Source organism: Aerococcus sp. 1KP-2016 (genome assembly GCF_002252085.1).
Lineage (GTDB): Bacteria > Bacillota > Bacilli > Lactobacillales > Aerococcaceae > Aerococcus.
Map to the genome: position 1 here is coordinate 1 of NZ_NEEY01000068.1, position 7218 is coordinate 7218.

Here is a 7218-nt window from a genome sequence, read left to right on the forward strand (position 1 = left end):
TTTGGTCATATGAAGGACGTTGTATTATCTGAAAGAAGAGAAACACTACAAGATCTTTGATATGCAGTTGAAGATTATATTGAATTTTACAACAACCATCGCTATCAGAAAAATTAAAAAAGATGACCCCGACAGCTTATCGGGATCATCTTTTGTGGGTAGCATAACTCTCTTTTTTATTTGTTCAGTTTATTGGTAGGGGTTCAGGTTTCATGTTTCAAGTTTTCGTTTTTTTATGCTTCTTCCGTTACAGTCTATTTGTGTTTCACAGAAGGAAATGGGAATTTTAGAAAAAATTGTAGCTAATCTGAGAATTAACCTTTGAGGATTAATCAAAATTCTAAAAATGTGTTAAAGAAAAGCACTACCATTTATCAGAATACAAAATATAGAAAATAAAACAAAGTAAATAAAGTATGACGTGTACTCAGATCAAGGGATTATTATACTTGTATTTTTCCAGGAAAAGGCTGACGAAATTGGCCTAATTAATTTCATGTTGAGGCGGAAAAACTGTTGGAACAACGAAACATCAGAATCTTCCTTCGATTATTTGAAGAGGTTGTTTTATCTGAAAGAAGAGAATTAGTACAAAACATTTGGTTTGCAGTCGAAGACTATATTGAAATTTACAACCATTATCGTTATCACAAAATTAAAAAGATGACCCGACAGCTTATCGGGATCATCTTTGTGTGTATCTTAATCAGTTTTTTCAGTTTAAAGGTTGTAGTCAATCAATTATATTTTTTGATTTTTTTCAAATTTTATATGATAAAGTAGAATACCTAAGTATAGCCAAAAAAATCTAGCATTATTCAAAGAAATTGAAAGTGAACCTATCATAATTGCAATGATTCCCGAACTAACAACATTTATGGTAATATTTTTTCTAACTAATAAAAGGGAATAAAAAATCATGTATATAATATATAAGAAGAATATACTAGCAAATATAATTCCCCACTCAGCATACATTTGTAGATAGGTGTTATGTGCCACCGTTACCACCCCTGGTAGTGTTCCAGCAATATTTAAATATGTACCGACACCCACGCCGGTTATAGGAAACATACTAATTATTTTTATTGCTTTTTTCCATACCACATCTCTGTGGGAGCCATCTCCAGAAATTGCGGTACTAAAATCAGTGAATAATGATGATAATCTCTCAATTGAAGGATATTGTTCTGCTAGCGAAATTAATAGTTTGAGCATGTAATTTATTAGTGGGGGGGCTAATATAATAAGTATGAATGCTAAGATTAAAAATACAATTGTTTCTTTTAACTTAATTCGGTAAGTAAAGTTTTTTTGAAACAAATCCAGACAAAGGATAAAAATCATACTTAGTAAGCCAGTTTTTGATCCTGACATCAAAATAGAAAAAATTAATAAAAAAATTGAAACGCCTCTAAATTTATTGTTTTTATCTCTGTATTTGAGGAAATATGATAGAGCTAATATTTGTACAATAGCAAACAAGTTTGGATCATTTAAAAATCCCTTTAATCGATAGCCTCCGAAAAAGAATGTTTCACTAATAAAGGGTAGGGGTATAAAATTTGCAACTATTCCTAAAATTGCAACAAGCACTGCAAATTTTGCTTGTACTCTAATGACTTTATTATCAAATCCTATTCTGGATAAGTTATATCCTAATATGAAATAAAGAAATGATACTAATATTTTAATGTAATCACTAAAAATATTGGTCACACTAGGTGTAATGTTAACGATTGTTGGAACAACAAATGTAGCACTAAATAAGACTAATATAGATAACATTAAAAAAAATATCGTTTCATTTTTTACAAAATTTAATTGCTTGGTATAAATTAAGGTAGGAATTATTAGTATTAAGAGAATATCCGAGAGCGAAGAGTTTATTCCAAAAAGGTAAGAGGTTTGATTAATTGTAATTCCTAATAAAAAAGTACATACATAAATCAAAGCTTGGGAAAGGGAGTTCATTTTTATGGTACCAGTATTTATCATTTTAACTATCATTCCTTTAATAAAAATTTTGAGTGTTAATCAGACTGTATACTAGATCAATTATACATTCTATAGATTTATATTTTTTCCTATATTAATCGTATCATATTAGGAGGTCAATATGATACATCAATAATTTAGTTGAAGAATAGATAAGAAATTTTGTATAAAATTGTAGAATGACTAAAATTGATGAAATATAAATATACTTTTTTAAAGATTATCATAAATTTGCTATTTTTCTTTGATATAATAAATAAAGCTATAGATTACGATAGATTGGAGATAGAGGCATGTCTAATTTAATGGCTACTTTTATTGCAAAGTATGGCCAATCAGACACAATCCGCAAGGTCAAATCGCCATTGAGAATTTGTCCCATTGGTGCCCATTCAGATTATCAAGGTGGACGAGTTACAGGAATGACCTTAGACGCTAGTGTAGATATGGTATATGCACCGCGTGAAGATAGCTATTTGGAAATTCAAAGTGAAGATTTTCCAGATACCGAGCTTTTCTCTTATGGTCATGATTTAGAATATATTCCAGGCTTCTGGGGGTCATATATTCGTGGTGCTGTAAAAGCACTTCAAGAAGACCATGTGTTAAAAGTTGGATTGAATGCAGTGGTTTCAGGAAAGTTACCAATTGGGGGATTATCTCCTCATCAGCGGCTGTTACAACAGCTTATCTAATGGCCTTATGTGATGTAAACAACATCGAAGTATCTAAAATGGATATTATTATGTATAGCCACTGGGTTGAAACCAAATTTATTGGTTTGAAAAACGGGATTCTTGATCAATCAGCCAACGTGTTGAGTATGAACAACCAATTAATGTTAATGGACTGCTTAACTAATGAATATCAAATGATTGATAAGGGCGCAGATTTTAAAGACTTTGAAGTCATTGTTGTATACTCTGGTATCTCTAAAAACTTAATGGGTACCGACTTCAACAATCGTGTTGAAGAAGTGCGCGTAGCCGGATGGTTATTACTTGAACTTGCTGGTCAACCACTACTAGCTTTAGAAGATGTGAAACTACGAAATATTCCAATCGAAATATATAACAAGTACAAAGACCAATTGCCTGACCGCTTTAGAAAACGTGCAGCCCATTTCTATACAGAACAAGAACGTGTCTTACAAGGTGCAGAAGCATACGCAAACGGTGATATCGATACATTTGGTCAATTAATGTTCGAATCTGGCAATTCCTCTTTCTACCAACATGAAACTGGTATTCCAGAAATGAAATTGACTTTTGATATCTTGCAAGAAACAGATGGCGTGTACGGGGCACGGCCTTCAGGTGCAGGTTTCCGTGGCGCAGTTATTGGTTTAATTGATCCAAGTAAAAAAGAAGCCATCAAAGCAAACATTGATGCCGTTTATCCAGAAAAATTCCCAGCCATTAAAGACGTATACGAAGTCAACTTCTGTAAGACAGATGATGGTGCAAGATTTGTGAATGTGGAGGATTACCGCTAATGAAAGCAATAATTCTAGCAGCTGGTTATGCAACTAGACTTTACCCACTAACGAAAAATCAACCAAAACCTTTATTAAAAGTTGGTAACCAAACCATATTAGATTCCATCGTTGAAAAAATGGTTGCCGTTGAGGAACTAGATGAAATCTTTATCGTTACCAACGATAAGTTTCATACCCATTTTGAAACGTGGGCAAAAGATTCTACTTATGACATCAAGTTAACTGTTATCAATGACGGTACATTATCGAATGAAGATCGTTTAGGGGCTTTAGGCGATATTCACTTTGTAATTGAACAGGCAAAGGTTGAAGATGACTTGATGATTGCCGCCGGTGATAACCTATTTGGCTTCTCTCTTGTAGACCTAGTGAGCTTCTACAAAGAACATCAAGGTAATGCAATATCCATCTACAAAGAAGAAGACCTTAAACAACTAGTACGTGGTGGTACAGCCGACATCGATGAAAATGGTAAGATAATAGGTTTTGAAGAAAAACCAGCACAAGTGAATTATCCATACGCTGTACCAACTTTTTATATCATCCAGAAAGAGGATTTACCACTTTTCGATGCGTATCAAAAAGAAGGATACAATATGGACGCCAACGGGAACTTTATCCCATACCTATTAGAACACAGTACAGTATACGGTTTTGTATTTAATGAATACCGCTACGATATTGGAACGCTAGAAAGATATGAGCAAGTCCAGAAACTATTTGCGAGTGATGAAGCTTAAATAGTTACAAACGAGGCATCACTAACAGAGATGCCTCATTCATTATCATTTGGGAGGAAAAACATGTATAAATATTTCAAGAGGATACTAGACTTCTTGATTTCCTTAATTGCTTTAATTGTTTTAAGTCCGTTGTTTTTAATTATTGCTATTTGGATAAAGACAAATTCGCCTGGACCCGTTTTCTTCAAACAAAAACGAGTAGGGAAAAATAAAGCACTATTTGAAATTTACAAATTTAGATCGATGAGAAGTGATACACCTGCCGATATGCCAACTCATTTATTAAATGATCCAGAAGCATTTATCACGAAATCTGGAAATTTTTTACGGAAAACTAGTCTAGATGAATTACCCCAATTGATTAATATCGTAAAAGGGGAAATGGCTATAATTGGTCCTAGACCTGCCTTATGGAATCAATATGACTTGATCGAAAAGCGTGATAAATATGGCGCGAATGACGTTCGACCTGGTTTAACTGGATGGGCACAAATCAACGGCCGGGATGAACTTGAAATCCCAATAAAAGCTAAACTAGATGGTGATTACGTTCAAAACATTTCTTTCTTATTTGATATAAAATGTTTCTTCGGTACCATTTCAAGTGTTTTGAGAAGTGATGGAGTAGTTGAAGGCGGCACAGGAGTCATTGAAAAAGCCAAGCAAGATGTGAAGGATGATCAAGCATGAAGAAAATTTTAATTACAGGTCAAAATTCATACATTGGTAATAAATTTGAAGAATGGGTTAGCCAATGGCCAGATGAATATCAAGTAACTAAGATATCAGTGAGAAATGACGATTGGAAAAATCAAAACTGGAGCGTTTATGATGTCGTTTTAAATGTGGCAGGAATTGCACATCAAAAAATCACTCAAGAAAATGAAAAGGAGTACTATAAAGTAAATCGAGACTTGGCTATAGAAATAGCAAATAAAGCAAAGTATGAGCGGGTGAAACATTTCATACAGACGAGTACGATGAGTGTCTTTGGTGAAGTTTGCAACATGATTAATCTAAATACCCCCTGTAATCCTAAAACCGCATATGGGAAATCTAAATTGGAAGCTGATTTATATTTACAAAAAATACAAAGCAACAAATTTACTGTGACAATTGTTCGTCCTCCAATGGTTTACGGACCAAAAAGTCCAGGAAATTATAAAATATTATCATCTTTTGCCAAGAGAACGCCTATTTTTCCTCGTGTAAATAATAAAAGAAGTATGATTTATATAAATAATTTATCAGAATTTTTTAGAATAATAATAGAAGAGAGATATGATGGAGTTAAATACCCTCAAAATGTTCAATATGTAAATATTACTGAATTGGTAAAACAGATTGCAAAAGTAAATAATCATAATATTATATTTGTAAATTCATTCGGTGTACCCGAAATTTTAAGTAATAAAATTACTTTATTTCAAAAAATCTTTGGAAATTTGACGTACCAACGAGAAATGTCAAATTTTGAGTTGGAATATAATATAAAGGATTTTAATGGTTCAATACTGGAAACAGAAAGGGAGTAAGCATGAAAAAGATTTTATTTGTTGCCTCGGTTGTTAAATTGCATATTAATGTATTTCATATTCCAACCTTCAAATTACTCAAAGAAATGGGATATGAAATTCATGTTGCAGCAAAGAATGACTATGTTCCTAAAGGGGATATGAAAATTGATTTCTGTGATTATTTTCATGAGGTTTCTTTTGAAAGGTCACCATTTAAAAAAGATAATTTAGAGGCATTTAAAGAATTAGAAAAAATAATGCTCGATGGTGATTTTGATATTGTACATTGCCATACTCCAATTGGAGGAGCTTTAACGCGATTTGTAAAAATGAAAAATCCAAATATTAAATCAGAAATAATTTATACAGCACATGGATTTCATTTTTATAAGGGAGCACCTATTAAAAATTGGATAATCTTTTACCCAATAGAGAAATTTTTATCTAGATATACTGATAAACTGATTACTATAAATGAAGAAGATTACAATTATTCAAAAAAAATGCATGCAAAGGAAAATATTTATGTCCCTGGTGTAGGGATTGATCTTGATAAATTTATTGTTTCCTCCCCCACCGAAATTGAAAGAAAAAGGAAAGAACTCAATATTCCAGAAAATAATTTAGTACTTCTATCAATTGGAGAGTTATCAGAAAGAAAAAATCATAAGGTCGTAATTGAAACTCTTAGTAACTTTTCTACTGAGAATATAACCTATATTATTTGCGGACAAGGGCCTTTAAGAGATGAGTTGGAAGATCTAGTTGAACAATATAATCTTACAAAGCAGGTATTATTATTGGGATTTAGAAATGATATTAATGAAATTTGTAATGTTGCAGATATATTTGTTTTTCCTTCTATTCATGAAGGGTTACCAGTCTCAGTTATGGAAGCTATGGCAAGTAGATTACCTGTGATTGGTTCAAGAATACGAGGAAATATAGATTTAATTGATCAGGATAAAGGAGGTTATCTTGGCGAGAATACACCAAATTTTTATTATGAAAGTGTATTAAAATATATGAATAATCCCGTATTGGCTAAAAACCACGGAAAATATAATTTCAAAAAAATTCAAAATTATTCAATAAATAAGATAGTAGAAACAATGCGAAATGTATATAGTAAAAAATTTTAGCGATTACAAGATGATTATTAAAATATGAAAAAACCATCAAAAAAATTTGTTTTAATATATTCTGAAGAAACTATGATTACATCTAATTTCACTCAATCATTCAATAAAACACATTTGATCTGTAGGAATAATTTTAGTATTTCGGGTACTTATGATGGGTATCAGTGATTGATTAACTTATAAATTTATATCCTGAATAATTCATACTTTTAATTAAAACCATGTGAAACTGCCTCACGGCAGCTTACAATTACTTTTTCATCTTCACCCGTTAAGTGATGAAAAAAGAACCCCTTTCTGCTATGGTTAAAGTGACTAAA

Annotated in this window: 7 protein-coding genes; 6 read left to right on the forward strand and 1 reads right to left on the reverse strand. The window is 31.9% G+C overall.

The genetic code is table 11. The annotated features are described in order from the left end of the window. Positions 1–741: 741 nt before the first annotated feature. On the reverse strand, positions 742–1998 hold the full coding sequence (locus tag B9P78_RS08850) for an O-antigen ligase (RefSeq protein WP_158520593.1): 1257 nt from the start codon (positions 1996–1998) through the stop codon (positions 742–744). A 293-nt stretch (positions 1999–2291) separates the two neighbouring features. Here B9P78_RS08850 and B9P78_RS08855 point away from each other — a divergent pair, with 293 nt between their 5' ends. The 6 genes from B9P78_RS08855 (at position 2292) to B9P78_RS08880 (ending at position 6898) form a co-directional block, all read left to right on the forward strand. Next, complete coding sequence (locus B9P78_RS08855) at positions 2292–2693, forward strand: galactokinase family protein (RefSeq protein ID WP_094519086.1); 402 nt, start codon at positions 2292–2294, stop codon at positions 2691–2693. Beyond that, positions 2693–3493: a hypothetical protein gene (locus tag B9P78_RS08860; protein WP_094519087.1), complete on the forward strand. Its 801-nt coding sequence runs from the start codon at positions 2693–2695 to the stop codon at positions 3491–3493. The genes B9P78_RS08855 and B9P78_RS08860 overlap by 1 nt, the downstream gene beginning before the upstream one ends. Further along, positions 3493–4236, forward strand: a complete 744-nt coding sequence (locus B9P78_RS08865; RefSeq protein WP_094519088.1) for a nucleotidyltransferase family protein — start codon at positions 3493–3495, stop codon at positions 4234–4236. The genes B9P78_RS08860 and B9P78_RS08865 overlap by 1 nt, the downstream gene beginning before the upstream one ends. Before the next feature lie 63 nt (positions 4237–4299). Further along, positions 4300–4929 (forward strand): sugar transferase, encoded by a 630-nt coding sequence (locus B9P78_RS08870; protein WP_094519089.1) that lies wholly within the window; start codon positions 4300–4302, stop codon positions 4927–4929. Beyond that, positions 4926–5774: an NAD-dependent epimerase/dehydratase family protein gene (locus B9P78_RS08875; protein WP_094519090.1), complete on the forward strand. Its 849-nt coding sequence runs from the start codon at positions 4926–4928 to the stop codon at positions 5772–5774. The genes B9P78_RS08870 and B9P78_RS08875 overlap by 4 nt, the downstream gene beginning before the upstream one ends. A gap of 2 nt (positions 5775–5776) precedes the next feature. Further along, on the forward strand, positions 5777–6898 hold the full coding sequence (locus B9P78_RS08880) for a glycosyltransferase (RefSeq protein ID WP_094519091.1): 1122 nt from the start codon (positions 5777–5779) through the stop codon (positions 6896–6898). The last annotated feature ends 320 nt before the right edge of the window (positions 6899–7218 follow it).

Bases quoted from the DNA above. Each gene is read 5' to 3' on its own strand.
- B9P78_RS08865 (WP_094519088.1), top strand. From the start codon at position 3,493: ATGAAAGCAATAATTCTAGCAGCTGGTTATGCAACTAGACTTTACCCA.
- B9P78_RS08880 (WP_094519091.1), top strand. From the start codon at position 5,777: ATGAAAAAGATTTTATTTGTTGCCTCGGTTGTTAAATTGCATATTAAT.
- B9P78_RS08855 (WP_094519086.1), top strand. From the start codon at position 2,292: ATGTCTAATTTAATGGCTACTTTTATTGCAAAGTATGGCCAATCAGAC.
- B9P78_RS08860 (WP_094519087.1), top strand. From the start codon at position 2,693: ATGGCCTTATGTGATGTAAACAACATCGAAGTATCTAAAATGGATATT.
- B9P78_RS08870 (WP_094519089.1), top strand. From the start codon at position 4,300: ATGTATAAATATTTCAAGAGGATACTAGACTTCTTGATTTCCTTAATT.
- B9P78_RS08875 (WP_094519090.1), top strand. From the start codon at position 4,926: ATGAAGAAAATTTTAATTACAGGTCAAAATTCATACATTGGTAATAAA.
- B9P78_RS08850 (WP_158520593.1), bottom strand. From the start codon at position 1,998: ATGATAAATACTGGTACCATAAAAATGAACTCCCTTTCCCAAGCTTTG.